14 protein-coding genes, 1 tRNA gene and 1 rRNA gene are annotated in these 21,008 nt (G+C 64.0%); 11 read left to right on the top strand and 5 right to left on the bottom strand.

Annotation, left to right across the window (positions count from 1 at the left end; translation table 11 throughout):
* Positions 1-29 precede the first annotated feature (29 nt).
* Both rrf and VF992_06300 read right to left on the bottom strand, forming a co-directional pair.
* Positions 30-150: ribosomal RNA gene (gene rrf, locus VF992_06305) — 5S ribosomal RNA — on the bottom strand.
* 108 nt (positions 151-258) lie between these two features.
* Positions 259-1,176, bottom strand: a complete 918-nt coding sequence (locus tag VF992_06300) for a prepilin peptidase (GenBank protein ID HEX9340766.1) — start codon at positions 1,174-1,176, stop codon at positions 259-261.
* Positions 1,177-1,324: 148 nt separating this feature from the next.
* Here VF992_06300 and VF992_06295 point away from each other — a divergent pair, with 148 nt between their 5' ends.
* Positions 1,325-1,876, top strand: a complete 552-nt coding sequence (locus VF992_06295; protein HEX9340765.1) for a Rab family GTPase — start codon at positions 1,325-1,327, stop codon at positions 1,874-1,876.
* Positions 1,877-1,969: 93 nt separating this feature from the next.
* Positions 1,970-4,255: an amino acid permease gene (locus tag VF992_06290; protein HEX9340764.1), complete on the top strand. Its 2,286-nt coding sequence runs from the start codon at positions 1,970-1,972 to the stop codon at positions 4,253-4,255.
* Here the strand turns inward: VF992_06290 and VF992_06285 are convergent.
* The 3 genes from VF992_06285 to VF992_06275 all read right to left on the bottom strand — a co-directional run bounded on the left by VF992_06285 (position 4,233) and on the right by VF992_06275 (position 5,600).
* Positions 4,233-5,078, bottom strand: a complete 846-nt coding sequence (locus VF992_06285) for a sulfite exporter TauE/SafE family protein (protein HEX9340763.1) — start codon at positions 5,076-5,078, stop codon at positions 4,233-4,235. The genes VF992_06290 and VF992_06285 overlap by 23 nt on opposite strands.
* 85 nt (positions 5,079-5,163) lie before the next feature.
* A complete protein-coding gene (locus VF992_06280) occupies positions 5,164-5,421 on the bottom strand; it encodes an elongation factor 1-beta (protein HEX9340762.1) in 258 nt (85 codons plus the stop codon).
* 8 nt (positions 5,422-5,429) lie between these two features.
* The gene (locus VF992_06275; protein ID HEX9340761.1) at positions 5,430-5,600 is read right to left on the bottom strand and encodes a zinc finger domain-containing protein; all 171 of its coding nucleotides are present in this window, start codon (positions 5,598-5,600) and stop codon (positions 5,430-5,432) included.
* 175 nt (positions 5,601-5,775) lie between these two features.
* Here VF992_06275 and VF992_06270 point away from each other — a divergent pair.
* The 9 genes from VF992_06270 to VF992_06230 all read left to right on the top strand — a co-directional run bounded on the left by VF992_06270 (position 5,776) and on the right by VF992_06230 (position 20,718).
* A tRNA-Lys gene (locus tag VF992_06270) sits at positions 5,776-5,939 on the top strand.
* Positions 5,940-5,998: 59 nt separating this feature from the next.
* On the top strand, positions 5,999-6,250 hold the full coding sequence (locus VF992_06265; GenBank protein ID HEX9340760.1) for a DNA-directed RNA polymerase subunit H: 252 nt from the start codon (positions 5,999-6,001) through the stop codon (positions 6,248-6,250).
* Between the two features lie 3 nt (positions 6,251-6,253).
* The gene (locus tag VF992_06260; GenBank protein HEX9340759.1) at positions 6,254-9,847 is read left to right on the top strand and encodes a DNA-directed RNA polymerase subunit B; all 3,594 of its coding nucleotides are present in this window, start codon (positions 6,254-6,256) and stop codon (positions 9,845-9,847) included.
* Positions 9,847-12,633, top strand: coding sequence for a DNA-directed RNA polymerase subunit A' (locus VF992_06255; GenBank protein HEX9340758.1), 2,787 nt, complete (start codon positions 9,847-9,849; stop codon positions 12,631-12,633). The genes VF992_06260 and VF992_06255 overlap by 1 nt, the downstream gene beginning before the upstream one ends.
* A 2-nt stretch (positions 12,634-12,635) precedes the next feature.
* Entirely contained in the window at positions 12,636-15,767 is a 3,132-nt protein-coding gene (locus VF992_06250) for a DNA-directed RNA polymerase subunit A'' (protein HEX9340757.1), read from the top strand.
* Positions 15,764-16,039 (top strand): 50S ribosomal protein L30e, encoded by a 276-nt coding sequence (locus VF992_06245; protein ID HEX9340756.1) that lies wholly within the window; start codon positions 15,764-15,766, stop codon positions 16,037-16,039. The genes VF992_06250 and VF992_06245 overlap by 4 nt, the downstream gene beginning before the upstream one ends.
* Before the next feature lie 7 nt (positions 16,040-16,046).
* Positions 16,047-16,472 carry a NusA-like transcription termination signal-binding factor gene (locus tag VF992_06240; GenBank protein HEX9340755.1) on the top strand — a complete coding sequence of 142 codons (426 nt, stop codon included), beginning with the start codon at positions 16,047-16,049 and terminating at the stop codon, positions 16,470-16,472.
* A 178-nt stretch (positions 16,473-16,650) separates the two neighbouring features.
* The gene (locus VF992_06235) at positions 16,651-18,051 is read left to right on the top strand and encodes an MFS transporter (protein ID HEX9340754.1); all 1,401 of its coding nucleotides are present in this window, start codon (positions 16,651-16,653) and stop codon (positions 18,049-18,051) included.
* A 93-nt stretch (positions 18,052-18,144) separates the two neighbouring features.
* Entirely contained in the window at positions 18,145-20,718 is a 2,574-nt protein-coding gene (locus tag VF992_06230; protein ID HEX9340753.1) for a tetratricopeptide repeat protein, read from the top strand.
* Positions 20,719-21,008: the final 290 nt, after the last annotated feature.

Genomic DNA, 21,008 nt, shown 5'->3' with positions numbered 1-21,008 from the left:
AGCGTACCTAGGTCGCCGGCCCAAGCCCTCCTCAAAGGAGGGCAGGCTTCCCACGGGCTCGCGCACCGTAGTACCGCAGGGAACGTGGGCGGGCTTAACTTCCGGGTTCGGGATGGGACCGGGTGTATCCCCGCCGCTTTGACCGTCAAACCACTGCTGACCCGCCGAGGGACCGCGGGATATATCAGCATTTCGATGAGGTGCTTGGATTCCCGCGATGCCTCGCCATGGCGACTCCCACCGTCGGTGATCACGGTCTCACCCGAGGAGGCCCAAGACGCCGACGAGAAGGTTCCCCACGACGAAGGCGAGGAGCAATCCGACGAACAGAGGGACCATGAACGGGATTTGCAGCGCGAACCACACGCGTTTGATGCCGCGCGCCCGGAGCTTGGCGACTTCGGCGGCCGAATCCCCGCCTCGCCTCGGGAAGAGGACGAGGACGTGCTCGCCGCCGTCCGTGATCCGCTCCATGAGCCACGCATGGCGGGGTGGATGCTCCAGGAGCGCGCGGAATCCCAGGAACGCCTGCGGAAGCGCGAGGTCCCTCCGGATTGCGTTGTAGAGCAGCATCCCGAGCGGGACGGCGAGGGTTACGATCGCGGCGTCGACCCACACGACGAGGGAGAAGGGGAAGGCGAGCCGGAGGATCGACTCCATCCGCGGGTCGGTCATCACGAGGGGGAACGGGCGCGCGTCGGGGTACGACGGGATCAGCAGGGTGAGGGCGATGAGTCCTTTCGTGTCCGCGCCCCCGTGGAGGAGCCGAATCCGATAGAACAGCTGGTACACGACGACGACAACCGGCATCGAGGCGAGTTCTCCCAAGGGCGGTCCACCGGAGGTGCCCGTCCCCGTCCCGAGGGGGACGAAGAACAGGGCCGCCGCGATGAAGAACAGGAGGATCCGAATCGGCCTCGGGTGGAATCCATCGACGTCGAAGAGCGGCCTCCCAAGGAAAACGGTGTAGAACAGGATCGCCGCCGAGCCGAGCAGCGACCACGCGGTCCACGGGGATTCGGCGCCCGCGAGCTCGGCCCCGAGGAGCACGAGGCCGAACGTCCCGAGGCCGATCCAAAGGGGATCCCGCACGCGGCGCGTCCGGAGGTCCGAGGCGGCCGCGACGACCAGGCACCCAGAGCCGACCGCGAATCGCGTCGCCGCGAACGCGTCCACGCCGCCGCATTCCTGCGTCGTTATTTCAATCGTTGCGTCTCTCGGTTGCGAAAAAAGCTCCCGCGCGAATCTTGCGGCAATGACTATATAGAGCGTAGCAAATGCCGCGAACACCGGAGGATTTTCCGCTGTCCTCCGAGGGTCCGAGATGATGGAACCGCGTCGGATGAAGGTGAAAGTCTGCCTCGTCGGGGAGCACGCGGTCGGCAAGACCTCGCTCATCAAGCGGTACGTGCTCAACGAGTACGACGACCGGTACATCGTGACGCTTGGGGCGAAGGTATCGAAGAAGGAACTCGCCCTCGCCCCGAAGGGAGCCAACCCGGTCCAGATGGACATGACGATCTGGGACATCATGGGGTCGAAAGGGTTCCGCGAGCTGCTGCGCGAAGCTTACTTCCACGGGGCGCAAGGAATCCTCGCCGTGGCGGACGTCACGCGGTACGACACGTTGGAAGATCTCGACTCTTGGGTCGAGTCCGTGTTCCGGACGGTCGGCGAGATCCCCGTCACGTTCGCGATCAACAAGATGGACCTGAAAGACCAGGCCGCGTTCGGCGAGGAGCAGGTGAAACAGGCCACGGAAGCGTTCGACGCACCGTACTTCTTCAGTTCCGCGAAATCCGGCGATAACGTCGAACTCGTGTTCCGCACGCTCGGCGAGACGATCGCGCAGACCGCCTCGAAGTCCGATATGTAGCGCGGTTTCGAACGGAGGGCAGGAGCCTGCGGCCAACCCGTTGCCATACCGCTCCTCCATAGGCTCAAGTATCCCAGGCTTTCTCCGCCCCTCGTGTCCTCCCATGGACCCGGGTCCGGTTCCGTCCGCGTCCGCGTCACGCGGGACCTCGGGCTCTTCGACGTCACGATGGGCGCCGTCGGGGCCATGGTCGGCGCCGCCATCTTCCTGCTCGTCGGTGCCGCGTACACCGTCGCGGGCCCGTTCGTCCTCCTGAGCCTCGCGATCGCCGCGCTCGTCGCGATCCTCGCCGGGATGTCGTACGCGGAACTCGCCTCGGGCCGACCCGATGCATCCGGCGGCGCGTACGTCTGGGTGCGGAGCGCCTTGCCGTCCCCCGCGGGCTTCCTGAGCGGCTGGCTCTCGTGGGGGGCGCACATGGCCGCCACGTCGCTCGGGGCGCTGGGCCTCGGTGTATTCCTGCTCGAACTCGTTCTTCCATCGAGCGTCGAATCGTTCTTCGGACCGAACCCGATCCAGGTGGGGCTCGTCGCCTTGGCGGTCCTCGCGCTGTCCGCGGTCCTTCATTTCGCCCGCGTCCACCTGCCCGTCCGGGCACTCGGACGGCTGACTCTCGCGAAGGTCCTCCTCATCGTCGCGCTTGCGGCGTTCGGGCTCGCTTCGGTCCTCCCCGCGAAAACGCTGTCCGCCTCTCCGAGCTCCCTCGACCTCGTCCTCGGCGCGGGCGTGCTCTTCATCGCGTTCCAGGGATTCGAGGTGGTCGCCCAACTCGGCTCCCAGGTGAAGCGACCCGAGCTGACCGTGCCCCGCGGGATCTTCCTCGCGCTCCTGCTTTCGTCCCTCGTGTACGCGGCCTTCCTCGTCGCGATCCTCGGGAACGCCCATGACGCAGTCGCCGGCTGGCCGGTCTGCAACGCGTGCCGCGGCGGTTCGGAGGATCTCGTCCTGGTCAGCATCCGCAACCCAGACTTCCTCGGGCAGCCGTACATCCGGGTCGCGTTCCTGCTCATCGGGATCGTCTCGATGTACGGTGCCCTCGACGCCCATCTGTCGTCCGCCATCAAGACGTCGTTCAGCCTGGCCCGCGATCGCCTCCTCCCGGCCGTCTTCGCGCGGATCGGCGGTCGGGAGGTTCCCCCCGCGGCGGTTGCGTTCACGGTGCTCGGTGCCGGCGTGCTCGTCTTCCTGACCGTCGAGACGATTGCGGTCCTCGCGAGCCTCGCGTTCCTGGGCCTCTTCGCTTTCGTCCACGCGTCCGTCATCGCGCTCCGCCGACGGGAGCGTCGGAGCGGGCCGGGATTTCGCGTGCCGTTCGTCCCCGCCGTCCCGATGCTCGCGATCGCGCTCAACCTCGCCCTCGGCGCGACGCTTTGGAACTTCCCGGCGATGGCGGATTCGCCGATCCCGCCGGGAGAGCTGGCCGTCGGCCTCGGAGCGCTCTGGCTTGCGATTGGCCTCGCCTATCATCGGTTCGTCGGGCGTCGCCGACCGCAACTCTCTTCGACCCCGCGCGCCGCCGCAACGGAGGTCCACGACATCCTCACGACCGGAGAGGAGCGGGTCGAGCTCGAGCGGTACCGCGTCTTCCTCCCCCTCCGGGAGTTCGAGGACCGGACGCTTGTCGACCTGGGAGCGCGAGTGGCCCGCGCGCGCAACGGGGAGCTGAGCCTCCTGCACGTCGTCGAGATCCCGCGGAACCTCCCTCCGAAGGCGATCCGGTTCGGATTCGTCGACGAACGCATCCGCGGACTCCAAGCGCTCGCCCGGATCGGCGAAGGGCTCGGCGTCGACACGCGGCCCGTCGTGAAGATCGGGCACAAGGTGTATGAGATCATCCTGGACACGATCCGCGAGGAGGCGGTGAACCTCCTCATCATGGGGTGGCGCGGCGCGCGGATCGAGGGCGATCGGCGGGTCCTCGGGAGCAACATCGACTACCTGATTGAGAACGCCCCTTGCGATGTGCTCGTCTTCAAGACGCAGGGCTGGCGCCGCCCGCTCCGACGGATCGTCATCCTGACGAGCCCCATCTGGAGCCTCGAGGGCGTCGACGACCTCGCCCTCCTCCTCGCGGAAGACGGCTCCCCGGTCCTCGAGGTCGTCTGCTTGGCGAGCGATCCGGCCGAGGCGGAGCGTCTGAAGCTCGACAGCGCGAGATTCGAAGGACGCGCGCGGGAACGGGGGGCGTACGTCGAACCGAAAGTCGTCTATTCGACCCAGTGGGAGTCCGAGGCGTTGCGGGAGAGCGCGGAGGCGTCGTTGTTGATGATTCGCGCGACGTCCCCCGGCGGACTCCGCAAGTTCGCTTTGAGTCCGGTGGAGGACCGGATCGTCAAGCTCGCCAAGTGTCCGGTCCTCATCCTACGGAAGGGGGCTTAGCCGCCGGGGCGGGCGATTCCTCGCGGTCGGGCCTCCGCGACTCCCATGCGATACGAGCGGCGGCAATGAGCATGACGACGGCCAAGAGGGCCGTCACGATCGCATCACTCGTCCGATGGAGAAGGGCGACGCCCACTGCGACGCCTCCGATGCCGGTGCCGCCCATGATCGCTCCAAGGCGAGAGGCGGTTGGGGAGGCTTGCCCGAGCCGTCGGTGTTTCCAGAAGCCCGCCAATTGCATGGGTAGCGCGACGAGGGAGCTGATCGTCCCCGCGACGCTCGCCGGCAGCCCGAAAATCAGGATGAGTGCCGGAATGCGGTATTCCCCGCCCGCGACGCCCACGAGGCCGGAGACCACGCCGATCGCGAAACCGGCGAGCAGCGCCATCGCGGCCTGCTTCGCTTCGAACGGGTACGGGCCCGACCCCGTCGACTCGAATAGGAGAAGACGGAGGGCCGTCGCGGTGAGGATTCCTGCAAGCAAGATTTTGAGCCACTTGGCAGGGGTCCGGCCGGCGAGGAGCGCCCCGAAATACGCGCCGGGGACCGACGTCACGATCATGGTCGCGGCGAGGAACAACGTGTCGCTCGGCTGGAACAACGCTCCCCGGAAGACCACGACGGCGGCCGAGACGATCACGCCCGCCAATAGGTTGCCTGCGATCGTCGAACGGACGTTCCGCAACAGGGCGAGGAGGACCGGGGCCCGGTACTCCCCTCCACCGACTCCCGTCACGCCGGCGACGACCCCGATCGGGAATGAGGCAATCGCGGCAACGGCGTCGTTCCGCGAGAATCGACGCGGGGTCGTTCCGGGAGTCACTCGGATTGTCTCCCCGATACGTGGACGACGGCCGGGAAGGCGGGATTCCCGGATAAGGACGACGCCTTCGAGGCCCGAGTAGTGGTCACACGAGGGTGACGTCGACGGTCTCGACGCTGCCGACTCCCGGGATCGAGGCGAGCGCCTGTTCGAGCGCCTCGGTGCCGCCGGAATCGCTCACGACCGCGACGGCGAGGACCGCCTTCAGCCCGAACGCCACCGGCTCTTCGCGAAGATCGCGGAGGGAACCGGCCAGGCTCGTCCGGACGCGGGATTTGATCCCTTCGATGTCCGTCTCCGCGTCATCGGGCATGATCCGAAAGGTGATCGCGACGGAGCCCATCGGGCACCTCATGGGCCGACGAACGAACAAACCGGGCAGCGGTAGCCGACGGACTGGTCGCGACACCGCGCGCAGCGCCCGATTCTTCCTTGGCCGCAGCTCGGGCAGAGGAACACGGTCGTGCCCTTCCCTACGAGGACGGCCCCGCAGGAGGTGCAGCGGCTCTCGGCCCGGATCACGACGGTTGGGATGGAGTTGCCGTATAAAACATTGCGCTCGGGCCGACTTTTATTCTATCCAGAACATGATTATCGCACGTTCCTGCGCCCGCTGCGGTTCACCTGTCCATCACCGCAAACTTTAATACGATGGCTCGATTAGGCGAACGGTCGCATGTCGCCGCCGCCAGCCGGAGGGCCCGTAGCTCAGCTAGGTAGGATGGCGATGGAACCGTCCCTAGAAAGAGCATCCGGCTTTTAGCCGCCTTCGCTCGTCGGAGAGCGGGAAGAGACCGGGTGGTCCGGGGTTCGAACGGGCCCTGCGGACCGCGCGGGGCCCCGAAAGTCCCCGCGGGCCCGTACGGCTCGCGCGCGCGTGACATGCCAGGTGCAAAACGGTCGCCCAGGGAGGACCTCCCTTGAGGTTTAACGTATTGGAGCATCAACTCGTTCCAGAGCATCGGCTCGTCGCGGAGGAAGAGGCGGAGCGCGTTTTGAAGGCGTTGAAGATCACGCGCGACCAGCTCCCAAAGATCCGGAAGAGCGATCCGGTGATCCAGGTGCTCGAGAAGATCGAAGGGCCCATCAGCGAGGGGCGAATCATCCGCGTGGTTCGGGTGAGCGGCACGGCAGGCGTTTCGGAAGCGTACCGACTGGTGATCGGGAGGTAAGACATGCGAGACTTGATTGACGCGTTCTTCCGAGAACGCTCCATCGTGAACCATCACATCGCGTCGTTCAACGACTTCCTGCCGACGATCGACAACCCGAACTCTCGGATGCAGCGGATCGTCGACAACCTCCGCTCCGCGCCGGAGGACGAACGACGCGGGATCATTAAGCTCGACGAAGACCGGACGGAAGGCGACGTCATCGAGATCCGGATTGGCCGGAAGCGCGACGACCGCGGACGGATCGACCTCGAGGCGAAGCCGACGATCACGCTCGGCCTGCCCGTCGTCAAGGAGGCGAATGGCGCCACGCATCCGCTCACGCCCATGGAGGCCCGCCAGCGGAATCTGAACTACACCGCGCCGATCTACCTAGACTTCACAGTCATCGAGAACGGCATCGAGCGGGAGCCCGAGCGCGTCCACATCGGGAACTTCCCGATCATGGCGAAGTCAAAACGCTGCTTGCTCTACAAAGAGAACATGGAGACGGAGGGCGAGCTCAACCAGGACGAGTACCGCCGAAAGCTCATCGAGCTGGGGGAGGATCCGTTCGATCCTGGCGGCTACTTCATCATCGGCGGCACCGAGCGCGCGTTGATTTCGCTCGAGGACCTCGCGCCAAACCGGGTGCTCGTCGAGTTCAACGAGCGGTACGGCCGCAAGGTCGAGGTCGCCAAGGTCTTCTCCCAGAAGGAGGGGTACCGCGCCCTCACCCTGATGGAGAAGAAGAAAGACGGCCAGCTCATCGTGAGCGTGCCGACCGCCTCGGGCCAGATTCCCCTGATCATCCTGATGAAGTCGCTCGGCATGGAGAAGGACGAGGACATCTACAACGCGATCGTCTCCGCGCCCGAGATGGCAAATATCGTCTACGCGAACATCGAAGAGTGTCAGAACAAGAAGAACTACCCGCCGAACGGCATCTTCACGCGGGACGACGCGATCAGTTACCTCGAGAAGAAGTTCGCTACCGGCCAGGCGAAGGAGTACCGCATCAAGAAGGTCGAGTCAATCCTCGACCGCAGCCTTCTCCCCCACCTGGGCGACACCCGCGAGGATCGCATCAAGAAGGCGATCTTCCTCGGGCGCGTCGCCCGCACGGTCCTCGAGCTGTCCTTGGGTGGACGGCGGGAGGATGACAAGGACCACTACGCGAACAAGCGGCTCAAGCTCGCGGGCGACCTCATGGAGGATCTGTTCCGCGTCGCGTTCGCGAACCTCGTGAAGGACCTGAAGTACCAGCTCGAGCGGTCCTACGCGCGGCGCCGCGAACTCAAGATCTCGTCCGCGATCCGGCCGGACTTGCTGACGCAGCGGCTGCTCCATGCGCTCGCGACGGGGAACTGGGTCGGCGGCCGCGCGGGCGTGAGCCAGCTCCTAGATCGAACGTCTAACATGAGCGCCCTGAGCCACCTGCGGCGCGTGACCTCGCCCCTGACGCGGTCACAGCCGCACTTCGAGGCTCGCGACCTGCATCCGACTCAATGGGGGCGTCTATGTCCAAATGAGACCCCCGAGGGGCAAAATTGCGGGTTAGTAAAAAACTTGGCCCTCGTCATCGACGTCTCCGAAGGCTTCCCGGAAGAGGAGGTCAAGCTGCTCCTCGCCGACCTCGGCACGAAGCAGGTGAAAGGACAGCAGACGCAGCTCACCCGCGTCTACGTGAACGGGGACCTCGTCGGCCTCCACGAAGACCCGAAGATGCTCGTCTCGGAGATCCGGGAGCGACGGCGCAGCGGGCTCCTGAGCCACGAGGTCAACGTCCGTTTCGACGAGAACATGGGGGAGATCATCATCAACTGCGACGAGGGCCGCATCCGCCGCCCGCTCCTGGTCGTGAAGGACGGCCACCTCGTCTTCTCAAGGAAGCACGTCGACGAACTGAAGATGGGCCGACTCCGGTTCTCCGACCTCGTCCGCAACGGGATCGTCGAGTGGATCGATGCGGAAGAGGAAGAAGACACCTTCATCGCCATCTATCCCTACGACGTGCCGAGCCGCTGCAAGGAGTGCAAGCACCCCCTGAGCCGCAACGACGTCACGTGGATAAACATGGGGAGCCGCGACGACGAGTCCGATCTCGAGTGCAAGTACTGCCACAAGACGTTCCGCGTGCGGTCCGCGATTACGAAGGAGACGACCCACCTCGAGGCGGACCCGGAGGTCATCCTCGGCGTCGCGTCCGGCGTGGTCCCGTACCCGGAGCACAACTCCTCGCCCCGGGTCACGATGGGGGCGGGGATGGCGAAGCAGTCGCTCGGGCTCGGCTCGAGCAACTACCGGTCCCGCCCCGACACCCGGAGCCATCTCCTGCACTATCCGGAGCAGCCGCTCGTCCAGACGGACTCGATGAAGCACGTGTCGTTCAACGAGCGTCCCGCGGGCCAGAACTTCGTCGTGGCCGTCATGTCGTACTACGGATACAACATGGAAGATGCGATCGTGATGAACGGGGCTTCGATCGACCGCGGCCTCGGGCGGTCGTCCTTCATGCGGACGTACCGTGCGGAGGAACGCCGGTACCCGGGCGGCCAGGAGGACCACTTCGAGATCCCCTCGCCCGACGTCCGCGGGGCGCGGGCCGACCTGTCGTACGCCAACCTCACGCCGGATGACGGCCTCATCTCGCCGGAGGTAGTCGTCACCGGCGGCGACGTCCTGATCGGCAAGACGAGCCCGCCCCGATTCCTCGAGGAGGAGACGGACTTCCTAACGCCGCAGAAACGCCGCGAGACGTCGGTCACGGTGCGCCACGGGGAGAGCGGCTGGGTCGACTCCGTCATGCTCACGGAGAGCGAGAACGGCTCGAAGCTCGCGAAGGTCAAGGTGCGCGACCTCCGGGTGCCCGAGCTCGGGGACAAGTTCGCCTCGCGGCACGGACAGAAAGGCGTCATCGGCCTGATCGCGCCGCAAGAGGACATGCCCTTCACGGCCCAGGGGATCATCCCGGACCTGATCATCAACCCGCACGCGATTCCCTCGCGGATGACCGTCGCCCACGTCCTAGAGCAGATCGGCGGCAAGGTCGGCTCCCTCGAAGGCCGCCCGATCGACGGCACCCCGTTCAGCGGGGAGCGGGAGGAGGCGCTTCGCAAGGCCCTCGAGGACAACGGATTCCGGTCGAACGGGAAGGAGATCCTCTACGACGGACGGACGGGCCGCATGATCCCCGCGGAGATCTTCATCGGCGTGATCTACTACCAGAAGCTCCACCATATGGTCTCCGGCAAGTTGCACGTCCGCAGCCGCGGTCCCGTGCAGATCCTCACGCGCCAGCCGACGGAAGGCCGGTCCCGGCAGGGCGGCCTGCGGTTCGGCGAGATGGAACGGGACTGCCTGATCGGCCACGGCGCCTCGATGGTGATCAAGGACCGCCTGCTCGACGAGTCCGACGGGACGATCCAGTACGTCTGCGGGAACCCGGATTGCGGCCACTTCGCGATCAAGGACCGCAAGGGGAACCTGCGTTGCCCCGTCGACGACAACACGTCGAAGATCTATCCCGTGCAGACGTCGTACGCGTTCAAGCTCCTCCTCGACGAACTCCTGTCCCTGGGCGTCGTCATGCGGCTGCAACTGGAGGACATGCGATGATGTCGATGCGAGGCGTCACGAAGCGGATCGCGTCGATCAAGTTCGCCTTGCTGAGCCCGGACGAGATCCGCCGGATGTCGGCGACGAAAATCATCACCGCGGACACGTACGACGACGACGGTTTCCCGATCGACATGGGCTTGATGGACTCTCATCTCGGCGTCATCGAGCCGGGCTTGCGGTGCAAGACGTGCGGCGGCAAAGTCGACGACTGCCCCGGCCACTTCGGCCACATCGACCTCGCGATGCCCGTGATCCACGTCGGCTACGTGAAGGACATCAAGAAGCTGCTGCAGGCAACGTGTCGGAAGTGCGGGCGCCTGCTCCTCACCCGCCAACAGGCGATGGAGTACATGGCGGAGATGGACCAAGTGGAGGAGCTAGGCGGCGACGTCACGGACATCGGCTTCGTCACGAAGGAGACCGCGCGGGAGGCGCAGAAGCGACAGCGCTGTCCGCACTGCGGCGAAGAGCAGGGCAAGGTCACCCTCGATAAGCCGACGACGTTCCGCGAGGACGGGCACAAGCTCACGCCGAAAGAGGTGCGCGAGCGGCTCGAGCGGATCCCGAACGAGGACCTCCGCGTCCTCGGGATGAACCCCGAGGTCGCGCGGCCGGAGTGGATGGTCCTCACGGCGTTGCTCGTCCCGCCCGTGACGGTGCGGCCGTCGATCACTCTGGAGAGCGGCGATCGGTCCGAGGACGACCTCACGCACAAGCTCGTCGACGTCCTGCGGATCAACCAGCGGCTCCGAGAGAACCGCGACGCGGGCGCGCCGCAGCTCATCGTCGAAGACCTCTGGGAACTGCTGCAGTACCACATCACCACGTACTTCGACAACCAGACGTCCGGGATCCCGCCCGCTCGCCATCGTTCCGGCCGGCCGCTGAAGACCCTCGTCCAACGCCTGAAAGGAAAGGAGGGCCGGTTCCGTTCGAACCTCTCCGGAAAGCGGGTCAACTTCAGCGCGCGCACGGTCATCTCGCCCGATCCGATCCTGTCGATCAACGAGGTCGGCGTGCCGGTCGAGGCGGCCCGCGAACTGACCGTCCCGGTCCACGTGCAGACGTACAACGCGGAGATCGTCAAGCAGTGGGTCAAGCGGGGCCCGACGCCCCTCGGACCACTCGGGGAGTACGTCCCCGGCGTGAATTACGTGATCCGGCCGGACGGGCGCCGGATCCGGGTGACGGAGAAGAACGCGGAGGTCGTCGCGGAGGCGGTCGAGCTCGGCTACACGGTCGAGCGGCAGCTCGTCGACGGCGACATCGTCCTGTTCAACCGGCAGCCGTCGCTGCACCGGATGTCGATGATGGCCCACGAGGTCCGCGTGATGTTGCACAAGACGTTCCGCTTCAATCTGGCCGTCTGTCCTCCGTATAACGCTGACTTCGACGGCGACGAGATGAACCTGCACGTCCTGCAAAGCGAGGAAGCCCGCGCCGAGGCCCGCGTCCTCATGCGGGTCCAGGAGCACATCCTCTCCCCGCGGTTCGGCGGCCCCGTGATCGGCGGCATCCACGACCATATCACCGGGTCCTTCCTCCTGACGCACAAGGACAGCAAGTTCACGCGGGAGGAGGTCACGTACATCCTGAGCAAGATCGACATCCGCGACCTTCCGCCCGCCGACGTCAAGCGAGGGGGCGAGGAGTTCTGGTCCGGGAAGGCGTTGTTCTCCGCGATCCTCCCGAAGGATCTGAGCATGACGTTCAAGTCGTCGATCGCGCCGAAGGGCGACATCGGGCTCAGAGAGCTGAAGGAGGAGGACTCCCTCGTCGTCATCAAGGAGGGCGTGATCAGCTCCGGGACGATCGACGAGAACGCGGTGGGCGCATTCAAGGGGAAGATCCTGGACAAGCTCGCCCGAGACTACGGCCCGGACGCCGCGCGGGTGTTCATCGACAAGGCGACGAAGATGGCGATCGGGGCGATCATGATCCGGGGCTTCACCACCGGCATCGACGACGAGGACATCCCTGAAGAGGCGAAGAAGCAGATTGCGGACGTCCTCAAGGCGGCGATTGAGAAAGTCGAAGGCCTCGTGGAATCGTACAAGCGCGGGGAGCTCGAGCAGATGCCCGGCCGATCCCTCGAGGAGACGCTCGAGGTCGAGGCGATGAAGATCCTTGGACGCGCACGCGACCAGGCCGGCCAGATCGCGGGGAAGCACCTCGGGATCGAGAACAGCGCGGTCATCATGGCGAGGTCCGGGGCGCGCGGTTCGATGCTGAACTTGTCGCAGATGGCCGGGTCGATTGGTCAGCAGGCGGTCCGCGGTGAGCGCCTAAGTCGGGGTTACTGGAACCGCACCCTGCCTCACTTCAAGAAGGGCGACCTCGGGGCGGAGGCGAAAGGGTTCGTCAAGTCGTCGTACAAGAGCGGCCTCCATCCGACGGAGTACTTCTTCCACGCGATGGGCGGGCGGGAGGGGCTGGTCGACACCGCCGTGCGGACATCCCGGTCGGGCTACATGCAGCGCCGTCTGATTAACGCCCTCGAGGACCTCAAGGTCAAGGAAGACGGCACGGTCCGGAACACGGCGGACACGATCATCCAGTTCCGATTCGGCGAGGACGGCGTCGATCCGAGCCGCAGCGTCCAGGGCCGTGCGGTCGACATCGACGACATCCTCCAGGAGGTCCTCGGCGAGGAGCCGTCGTGGAAGGAACGCCTGCGAGAGCAGGAGATGGCCTCGTACGGCCTCACGGAAAAAGACATGTACGTCGAGATCACGGAGGAAGAGGTCGAGGTGGAGGAGGAAGAGCCTCCCTCGGAGGAGTGATCATGGCACGCGCCGCGACGGTCCAGGCTTTGCGCAACCGCGGGATTTCGAAGAAGACGGCGGAGCTCTTGGCCGATGCCGGCTTCACTTTCGACAAGCTCGCCGGCTCGAAGATCGACCGGCTCACGAAGTTCATCTCAAAGAAGGAGGCGGAGAAGGTCCTCAAAAAGCTCGGGGCCGTTCCCCCGGAGCCGAAGCCCGCTCCGAAGAAGGAGCGGGCGAAGGCGGCCCCGCGCGGCGGCAAGGCCGCCGCGAAAGCCGCCGAGGCGGAGCCCGAGGCGGCCCTCACGATTCCGGTGAAGGCGCCTCCGCTGACGTCGGGGGAGCAGGAGGTCGCCGATGGGCTCAAGGAGATCGGCCGATGGCTCCCGCGATCCGTCGTGAGCGAAGTCGCGAAGAAGATCCACGGCCTCAAGCTGTCGAAAAAGCGGCTCAACGAGGTCCTCACGAAAATCTGCGAGAAGTTCGACCTCCACGCGATCGACGCGAACGAATCGGCGGGGATCGTGTCCGCCCAGTCGATCGGCGAACCGGGCACCCAGATGAGCATCCCGTACGAGGAGAGGATCATCGTACGCGAGGCGGGTCGCGTGCGCGTGGTCCCAATCGGTCCATTCGTGGACGGACTGATGGGCCGCTGGAGCGTTGCCCGCGAAGGCCCGACCGAGTGGTGCGACCTTCCGCACGGCGCCTCGATTGAGGTGCCGAGCCTCACCGAAGACGGCAAGGTCGTGTGGAAGCCCGTGCGCTCCGCGAGCCGCCACGTCCACAGGGAGGGGCTCCTCCGGATCCGGACCCGATCCGGCCGGGATGTCACCGCCACCGCGAACCATTCGTTCATCAGCCGACGCGAGGGACGCCTTGTCCCCGTTCTCGGCCACGAGCTGCGGCGGGGCGATCGCGTCCCTGTGGTCCGACGGTGGTCTGTGCCTTCCCCGGCCGACTGCCTCGAGCTCCGTGAGATTCTCCCTCGAGACCGCTTTTGGTACGGGAGCGAGGTCGCGAAGGCGAGGGCCATGGGTCGCTCGTGGCGACGAGGCTTCGGCCGGGATTTCATCGTGCCGGTCGGTCTCGACGCCCTCTCGCGCCAACTCCGTGGCAGGGGAGAGTTCGACATCGACGACGGGTACACATACCCCTTCCAAAACCATAGCCGCGCAAGGGTCCCCGAGAAGCTCTCCCTCGACGCTTCGGTCGGGTGGCTCCTGGGCGCCTATCTCTCCGAAGGCTGGGCCGCCCGGTACTACGTGAACATCTCGAACACGAACGAGCCGTTCCTTCGCAGGACTCGGTCCGTGGCGGATGGACTCGGCGTGCGATACGCCGAGTATGATAACGACCGAGGCTTCGCGCCGGGCCACGACGTACACCTTCGATCCGTCGTCCTCGCGGAGTTCCTCCGGTCCTCGTGCGGCACCGGTTCGGAGCACAAGCGGATTCCGGACTTCATGTTCGGTGCGACCGAGGCGTGCGTCGCCGCGCTCCTCCGGGCCTACTTCGAGGGGGACGGCAACGTATCTGTCGACCGCGGCGCGATCCGCGCGAGCTCAAATTCGATGGAGCTCCTCGACGGGGTGGCCCTCCTCCTCGCCCGCTTCGGGATCGTGTCGACGAAGGGCGTCCAAGGTCGCCAGACGACCCTCTCGATCCCCGCCCGATACGCCCCCGCGTTCCGAGATGCCATCGGCTTCGAATCGGAGGAGAAACGGGAGCACCTCGATTGGCTCTGCGCCCGGCCACGCGGACGGTACTCATACGACGCGGTCGACATGGTCAGCGGGTTTGGACCCGTCCTGCGACACCTTGCGCGGAAGCTCCACATCCCAACGCGCTACGTAAACAATTTCACGCGCCGCCAACATATTGGACGCGCGACGCTCGCACGTTACATCGAACGATTCGCGGCACGTGCCGAGGAACTCGGGATTCGCGTCGACGCCGAGTTGAGACAACTCCGCGCCCTCGTCGACGAGGACGTGCTGTGGGACGAAATCGTCGAAATCGAGAACGTTCCCCCTCCCGCGATGCCCGTCTACGACTTGTCGGTGCCCGGGCTCGAGACTTTCACCACCGCGGAGGGCGTCGTCACGCACAACACCATGCGGACGTTCCACTATGCGGGCGTCGCCGAGATGAACGTCACGCTCGGCCTGCCGCGGCTCATCGAGATCGTCGATGCGCGGCGCGTGCCGTCCACGCCGATCATGGAGTTGTTCGTCAAGACCGGTCACAACGACCTCGAGAAGATGCGAAAGATCGCGACCGAGATCGAGATGACGTCGATGGAGGACATCGCGTCGATCGAGACGGATCTCGTGAACATGCGGGTCCTCGCGTATCCGGACGAGCACCGGATGAAGGTCCGCGGGGTGACGTGGACCGAGCTCGAAGAGAAGATGAAGAAGTTCGGAGAAGTCGAGGAGGTCAAGCGCCAGGTCGGGAACGCGGAGCGAAAGACGAGAGCGCTCGTCGTCGAAGCGGGCGAGCCGTCGTTCAAGAAGCTCCAGCGGCTCGTCGAGCAAGTCCGCACGATGAAGATCAAAGGGATCGACGGGATCCAGCGGGCGATCATCAGAAAACGCGGAGACGGGTACGTCATCTACACGGAGGGATCGAACCTCTCGAAGATCCTCGAACTCCCGTACGTCGACGCGTCGAGGACGACGACGAACTCGATTCAGGAGATCTACGAGGTCCTCGGGATCGAGGCCGCCCGGAACGCAATCGTCAATGAGGCGTACAACACGCTGCAGGAGCAAGGCCTGACCGTCGACATTCGCCACATCATGCTCGTGTCGGACATGATGACGAACGACGGCGACGTGAAGGCGATCGGCCGCCACGGCATCTCCGGCCGCAAGTCCTCCGTGCTCGCCCGCGCCGCCTTCGAGATTACGGCGCACCATCTCCTGCGGGCGGCGATCACCGGCGAAGTCGACTACCTGGACGGCGTCGCGGAGAACGTCATCGTGGGCCAGCCCGTGACGCTCGGCACCGGCGCCGTGAACTTGGTCTACAAGCCTCCGGCGGGATTGCCGAAGGCCGCCACCGTGCCGAAGGTGAAGCCCGCGGTGCCGCCGGCGCCTCCGCCGGCCGCGGAGTCGGAAGAACCGATCGAGGAGGTCGTCCCGTGATCGACATTTCCCGAGCGCTGCGCGTCGCCACGGACACGGGCGACGTCCGGTTCGGCTTGCGGGAGGTCCGTCGCGCGACGAAAGCGAAGGCAGCGAAGCTCGTGGTCCTCGCGTCCAACTGCCCGGAGGCTGCGGCGGACGCCCTCGGCGAAGTCCGGACGTTCCGGTTCTCCGGGACGAACGTCGACCTCGGGGCCGCATGCGGCGTGCCGTTCTCCGTCGCCGCCGTCGCGGTCATCAGCCCCGGGGAGTCGAACATCCTGAGCGTCTAGGATTCGCATGGCAGAGATCGTTTTCGACGAGCAGACGATCAGGTACGTCGCTCTCTTCCAAGATCTCACCCGCACGACCGTCGTCGACTGCGTCGACGCGGGCGACAAGCTCATCTTCGTCGTCAAGGAAGGCGACATCGGCAAGGCGATCGGGAAGAAGGGCGAGAACATCGCGAAGTTGAAGCGACTCATGAACAAGGACATCCACGTCGTCGAGTACTCCGACCAGCCCGACAAGTTCGTCGCGAACGTCTTCCGCAATTACGACGTCAAGTCCGTGCAGCTCGAGCAACGCGGGGACATCACCCACGCGACCGTGACCGTCGAGGCCACGAAGAAGGGTCGGGCGATCGGCAAAGAGGGCCGCAATCTGCGCGTTTCGCGCGATCTGATCGCCCGCCACCATCCGATCCAGAGCGTCAGCGTGGCCTGACCGGCTCGCGGCGCCGCGTTGTCACCGGCGCCGAATAGGAAAGTTCAGGTAGCCCGGTCGCTTCGTCGCGCGCCAACCCGGAAGCCCGCGCGAATCGGGTCTTACACGTCAGCGGACGGAGGCGGTTCGGATCGAGTACAAGTGGACGGTCCTGACGGTCACGATCGTCGGCGTCCTCATGGCGGGCCTCGACTCGCGCATCGTCATCGTCGGCCTCCCGAGCGTCGCCGCGAGCTTGGGCGCGGACGCGGAGCAGGCGATCTGGATCACCCAGGCGTACGTCCTCGGGAGCACGGTCGCCCTGCTGCTCATCGGCCGGATCTCCGACATCGTCGGCCGCGTGAAGCTCTACACGAGCGGCTTCGCAGTCTTCACCGTCGGCTCGCTCCTGACGAGCCTCGCCACGGATCCGGCGATGGTGATTGGGTTCCGGACGCTACAGGGCCTCGGTTCCGCGATTCTCTTCACGAACAGCGCTGCGATGATCGTGGACGCGACGCCCGCCGACGAACTGGGACTAGCTCTGGGGATCAACCAGGTCGCGTTCCGGATGGGCTCCATGGCCGGCCTCACCGTGAGCGGCATCATCCTATCGATCCTCGATTGGCGGGCCCTCTTCTATGTGAACGTCCCGATTGGGATCTTCGGGACCGCGTGGGCGCACTTCCGGCTGCGGGAGATCGCGAAGCTCGACCGCGGCGCGCCGATCGACTGGGCCGGGTTCGTGAGCTTCACCGGCTTCATCCTGGCCCTCCTGCTCGCCCTCACCCTCGCCGCGTACGGCGTCGGGGAGGCGCGGATCGTCGGCGCGCTCTTCGCCGTCTCCTTCGCGAGCCTCGGCGTCTTCGCGTACGTCGAGCGCCGGAACCCGCATCCGCTTCTGGACCTACGCCTGCTCCGCATTCGGGAGTTCACGGGCGGCGTCGTCGCCCAGCTCCTGAACGCGATCGCCTTCGGTGCGGTCCTGCTCCTCCTCAGCTTGTACTTCCAGCTCGTCCTCGGGCTGAGCCCCCTCACCGCCGGCGTCCTCATCCTCCCGATGGACGTCGCGACCCTCGCGTGCGGCCCCCTGAGTGGTCGCCTCTCGGACAAGTACGGCCACGTTCCTTTCACGACGACCGGATTGGCGGCGATCAGCCTCTCCCTGTACTTCTTCTCGACGACGGACGCCTCCACCCCGTACTCCCACCTCGTCGTCTACATCATGCTGTTTGGGGCCGGGCTGGGGTTCTTCGCGTCGCCGAACATCAGCTCGATCATGGGCTCCGTCCCGCCGGAGCGGCGCGGCATCGCGTCCGGGTTCCGCGCGACGTTCTTCAACGTCGGATACACCGTGAGCCTGAACCTCGCGATCCTCATCCTGACCTTCACCGTGCGGTACGACCTCGTGACGCAGATCCTGTCGTCCGGGGACCCCGGCGCGATTTCCTCTGCGGAGCGCCTCCTCTTCGCGCAGGGCATCCGGACGACGTACCTCTGGCTGGCGGGGCTCAACACGATTGCGATCCTGCCGTCCCTATTCCGCGGCCGACGCGCAGCCCCCTCGGAGCCCGCGGCCCCCGCGGCCCCGGACATGTGAGTCTGGAGAGAAAAGTTCCTCTAGGCCGGGGAGCCCGGCGCCTTCCGGCATCCCGTGGAAAGGATTTAACCTTCAGCGACCATACATTTTCTTGTGAGCCAATCCTTCGCCAATCCCTACGATTTTACAAAGCCAGTGAGGAATCCCGAGCTGTTTGCGGGCAGACAGAAGGAGCTGGCTGAGATCGAGTACTATCTCGAGCTGTCTCGTGGCGAGCGACCAGTGTTCCATAATCTTGCCATGATTGGTGCAAGAGCCGCCGGAAAGACGAGCCTTCTCAACGTCATCGAGCACCTCGCCAAGAAGAAGGGCATCCTCGTGGTCAAGGTCTCCCTCAACGCGGAGTCTTCCAGCAATGAGGTGATTCTGTTCAAGGAAGTCATCGATGGAATCATGACGAACGGGGCGGAGCTTGGGATGTTTGAGGGCCTCGGCGGCAAGGTTTACAAGCAATTCAGAAAGATTGTGGACATGCTCGATGCAAACGTGGAAATTCCTCTACTCTTCGGTACGGCCTATATAGGTGTGAAGAAGAACAACGAGGGCACCTTGTCGCAGCAAGTCCTTGTCCACGATCTCAAGAGGCTCTGGGAAGAAGCCAAGAAGCACGAAATCCCAGCGATAGCACTGCTGTTCGACGAGTGCGATCTCCTGTCAAAGAACGAAACAGTGTTGCAGAAACTGAGAAACACTTTCAGCGACATAGACGGCTACATGCTAGTCTTCGCGGGGACGGAGAGCATGTTCCCGGCGATTAGCGAAGTGTTCTCGCCGATACCGAGATTCTTCAAGAGGATAGGCGTCGGCAACTTCGCCAGCCTTGAAGAGACAAAGGAGTGCATTCTGAAGCCTCTCTCCGAGGAAGAGAAGCAACTTGTGAACTTGGGGAGCGTCGCGGAAATCCACATGATCACCGGTGGAAATCCATACGAAGTCCAGCTCATCTCGCACTATATGTACAAGAAACACAAGGAGGCCTCGACGCCACAAATAGCCCTCGATGTAGGGGTCCTCGACAATGTGCTGATCGAGTTGGATCGTCTCAGAGAAGGAGGAGGCTACAAGGTCGCCGACATTGTGCGCCGCTGTTATCCGGACCAGCTAAAGGCCCTCTTGGCAAGTTTGGAATGTCCATCGGCAACTACCGAACAATTATCCCGCTTCATGGTGCTCTCCGAAATCGACCGTCATCCACTAGAACAACTGAGCAACCAGGTTTCCTTTTATGGTGCGATTATTGAGGAACTTATAGGAAAGGGAATCACCGAGGACGGAGAAAGAAAGCTTAGCTTCTCCGGTGGCCAGTTTGATGTTCTGTATCTGAAATACTTCGCCTTTTCGAAAGGCATTACGGAATTTCAGTTTGGAATTCCTGACCAGATTGACGCGAACGTCGAGACCAAACTCACTCATGTCTTTCTGAAAGACCTGCCGGAGTACGAAACAAACGTCAGATTCGACGCTGAGGTCCTGTTGCAGGGCCCGAAAAGAACCAAGGCAAAGAGAGTAATTTTCGGCGGAAAGTTCCGCTCCAAGGAGGTGAAGCCCGGCGAATGGGTTACTGTGTTTTCATTTACGCCGGCTGAAATGGAAAGCCGGTTCTACCTTGGCGACCCCAGCTCAATCAGATTTCGTGTAAACGTAGATTGGCTGAAAACCGGGTTCGTCATTCAAGCCACAGTCAAGGACCAGGCACACCTTTCCGCAATCAGCAAGAACATAGAATCGCTGAGGACCAAGCTGCTCGTTCTGGGCATCGAAATCCTGTTGAGAGATGAAGTTCAGATAACCACGGAAGCGAACGCTCTAAAGGAGAAGGGAGACTTCAAGGTTGCGCAGGCAAAATACGACGAGGCTATCCGCATGAATCCAAACTCGGAGATTGCCTGGGCGAACAAGGGATTAGCATTCTTCCAGAGGCAGGACTACCAGAATGCGCTGAAGTGTTTTGAGAAATGGACAGAAATCAGGCCCCGGTTGCCCGTTGCCTGGGAGCAGAGAGGCAGGACCCTCATACACCTGGGGAATTTCGGGAACGCTCTCGAATGTCTTCAAAAGGCGGTGGACTTGGGTCCTGAAGTCTGGAGCGCCTGGGACAACCGGGGGCGGGCTCTCCTCAACACCGGGAACTATGATAGTGCGATCGCCTCGTTCGAAAGAGCTTTGGCACTAGAGCCTGACGACCATGACGCTATATTGCTCAAGGGAACATGCTATTTGAGATTGGGGAGGCATGAAGACGCCCTCCAGTGTTTCGAGGAGGTCCTCGAAAACGCCCCCCAACATATGGAAGCCCTTGAGGAAAAGGCAATCGCTCTCTATGAATTGAGCAGACTGGATGATGCGTCTTCAATTATTGAAGGGCTTCTAGCGGCGGATCCGATGAATCTGGGCCTGATGAATCTCAAGGCAATGGTGCTGAGTCGGAGCGGAGATCAGGAGAAAGCCATTTCGATTTGCAACGAGATCCTAGTTCTGGAGCCGAAGGCTGACTTCGCATACTACAACAGGGCGTGTTTTGAATCGAGACTCGGAAAGCTTGACGACTCTTTGTCGGACCTTGGCAAAGCCATCGAGCTTGATCCTACCCTTTCGGAACGTGCCCTAGACGAGAATGACTTTGAGAATCTGCGCGGAAGCCCGAGGTTCAAGCAACTGGTCAGCTAGGACCTAAGTTCGGATTGTCGCGGCCCGGTTGCTCTCCATGCCTGCGGGAACTCACAAACGCGATCTATCCGGGTCTCGACGTCGGTCCAGAGGTTCGAGCGGTTAACGAGCAACGGTTCGGAGAGACGGTGCTTCTACGACGGCGGACGGCTCGTGTGGGTTCGCGTTCTCGACTTGTTCACGTTCGAGGTCTTCTCCACGGAGGTACCTTTGCCCGTCGGGACATGACGAGCGATTTGAGCGGAAGAGAGCTCGCGACCTCGTAATCCGGCCAAGGACATCTTCGACTT

Source organism: Thermoplasmata archaeon (assembly GCA_036395115.1).
GTDB lineage: Archaea > Thermoplasmatota > Thermoplasmata > RBG-16-68-12 > RBG-16-68-12 > RBG-16-68-12.
The sequence above is the reverse complement of the archived record's forward strand: the minus strand, read 5'-3'. Positions and strand labels throughout refer to the sequence as shown.